Origin of the sequence: Lutibacter sp., assembly GCF_041562875.1 — a bacterium.
In the GTDB taxonomy this organism is placed as follows: Bacteria; Bacteroidota; Bacteroidia; order Flavobacteriales; family Flavobacteriaceae; genus Lutibacter.
On sequence record NZ_JBFFOE010000171.1, the window covers coordinates 1 to 2,896 of the forward strand.

Genomic DNA, 2,896 nt, shown 5'->3' on the forward strand with positions numbered 1-2,896 from the left:
ATATATTAAGCTAATAGTGTTCATTGTTTTTTTAGGATGCACTACACCTAAAATACTATATGATTACGATAATCAAGTTGATTTTAATCAATACAAAACATTTCAGTTTTATAATGATATTCTATTAAATATTAATGAAATAGAAGCGAATAGGATTCTTACGCAATTGGAAAAATCCATTATTGAAAAGGGTTTAGAAATTAGTGATAATCCAGCAATTTTTGTTGATGTTAAATTAAATCAGTTTGAGGCACCAAGAAATTCAGTTGGTATTGGTTTTGGTAATTATGGAAGACATTCAGGAATAAGTGTTGGTGGGCAATTACCAATTAATGGCAATACCTTAACAAAACAATTTACTATTGATTTTGTTGATGCTAAAACTGATAAATTAATTTGGCAGGGTTTTTATGAAGGAAATTTTCAAACCAACATTAAAATTATTGAAAAAGAACAGCTTCTAGCCGAAGCATTTCAAAAATTATTAAGTAATTATCCCCCCAAAAAATAATAATGATTAATTTATCTTTATGCGAATTCCTTCACTATGACTACTGAACTCTGGAGCATACATGCTTTGAATGGTTGTAATTCCGTTGCTAAAATCACCTGCGTTATTTACGCGTAAATCGTATTCAAAAACAAATACTCCTTTTGGTAAATTGTCAAAAAAGAAGTTGGTTGAAGCGTCTTTTGTGCTTTCGTAATAACCTAAACCATCTTGCCATTTGTATTGTGAAAGTACATTTATAGGTTCTAAACCACTTGCTCTCATATCTTTCATATGCACAAATTCCATAGGTCTGTCTACTTTTAATTCAATTCTTACTGTAATTAAATCTCCCAATTTTAAATGTGTTGCTTCATTAATTTCGGTTAATAATTTACCAGTATCTGAATTTGTTTTTAAGAATATTTTTTTATTCAATTTAAGTGGTGTTTCTGCGGACGTAATTTTATCTAAATCTTCAAAATATTGCCAATACAAACCTCCCCAAGCAATTCCTTCATCTTTTTTAGAAATGGTTACACTTCCCATTTTTGAAGTTATTTCGTTTCCATTCCACGAAGTTTTAAAATACCCTGTTCCAGCTTCAATTTTTACATTTTCTAATTTTGAAGGCTCTATTTTCTGATTTCCAACGGTAACTTCAAGAGATTCATTTACAGAAAGCCAATCATTCCCTTGTAATAAAAGTGCATACACAGCTTCGGTAGTTGATTTTGTTGTTGCCCAGCGGTTAGTTTGTTTATTTTTTAGTAACCAAACTTTCAATTCATCAACAGTTGAAGTATCATTTTCAATTTCAGAAAATACTTCAATTAGTAAGGCTTGCGTTTCAATAGGTGCTTGGTTCCAATACCAGCTCGCTGTATTTTCTTTCCAATACATTCCCATTTCTTCACTAGTAATACTATTTTCTTTTAATGAATTTAAAATTTTAGAGGTTGTTTTTGAATTTCCATTTCTATATTGAACCAAAGCATTCAATCCTTTTCCATATAAATTGAAGTCTTTCCAATAGGTAGAAGCTTGATTTTTATAATAGTTAATAGCAGGTTCAACATTTTTAGGTAATTCAATAGTGCTATAAAAACTTCGCATATATAAATAGTGAAGTTGTGTGTAACCAATATTATTTTTCTCTAAATATTCTTTCTCAGCTTTGATACCTTGCTCTTTAGTTTTAGCTACATCTCGTAATTTTTTAGCCTGTTTTAATAGTTTGTTGTAATCATCTAAAACTTCTTCATCTAAAAAATTAACAGCTTTTGAGATGATAGTTTCAATGGATTTATTAGTTGTTTCAACTTCATTAAATGTTATACCTAATTTTTGTAAATGCCCAAAGCCAGTTGCAATATGTTGTGTTATATAACGGTTTGGGTAATCACTTCCTTTAAACCATGGAAAGCCACCATTGCTAAACTGCATTTCTTTTAATTTATTGATGGCGGTTTGTTGCTCATTAGTTAATTTGTTTAAATTGAAAAGCAATGCAATACGTTTTTTTTGTTCCGTTTCACTTTGCGCATCTCGTAACCAAGGTGTTTCTTGAAGAATTATAGATTTCAATTCCTCATTTTTTTCCAAATTTGAAATTAACGCATCACTATTTTGCCATTGATTAAACACTTCTTTTATGCGAGGATTGGATTCTAAAATATGACTTGCCAATGTATTTGCATATAAACGAGAAAAAGTTTGTTCAGAACATTCATATGGATATTCCATTAAATAGGGTAAACTTTGCACCGCATACCAAGCAGGATTGGAAGTAACTTCTAACGTTAATTTATGATTTTTAAGCGTTGTAGAAGTGTTGTTTTTCAATTTATCTAAACTAAATGTTTTGGTCTGATTGCTACGAACCCACATTGGCAAAGTTTCTGTTACTAACATTCTGTTAGATAAAACAGGTAATATATTTTGCTCTCCATCACTAAATTTACCAGCTTTTGCAATTATTTTGTATTGTACAGCTTGTACACCATCAGGAATAGATAATTCCCAGCTAACATTGGTATTTCCTTTAGCATCAATTTCAAAGGGTTTTATTTTTAGGGCATTTCCCAATAAATTATTGATGTCTTTACCAGAAATAGCATCGGTTAATTCTAAAATAGCAGTTCCATTTAGCAATTTATCAGATAAATTTGAGATTTTACTTGAAAACACAATATGATCACCTTCACGTAAAAATCGTGGTGGATTTGGTAATACCATCAAATCCTTTTGAGTTACGGTTGTTAAGGTTTTTGTGGCTGTTGCAACATCTTTAGTATGTGCCAATAATTGTAATTTCCAACGTGTTAAAGCTTCAGGAACAGTAAAGTTAAAACTGACATTTCCATCTTTGTCGGTGGTTAAATGTGGATAGAAAAAGGCGGTTTC

The 2,896-nt window shown here is 30.4% G+C and carries 2 protein-coding genes; one reads left to right on the plus strand and one right to left on the minus strand.

Going from position 1 to position 2,896, the window contains the following annotated elements; translation table 11 throughout:
• A partial coding sequence (locus ABY863_RS13310; protein WP_372795634.1) for a DUF4136 domain-containing protein occupies positions 1–511 on the plus strand: 511 nt, incomplete at its 5' end.
• Between the two features lie 6 nt (positions 512–517).
• On the opposite strand, the gene ABY863_RS13315 is transcribed toward ABY863_RS13310, so the two are convergent.
• Positions 518–2,896: alpha-2-macroglobulin family protein (locus ABY863_RS13315; protein ID WP_372795636.1), on the minus strand; the 2,379-nt coding region annotated here is incomplete at its 5' end.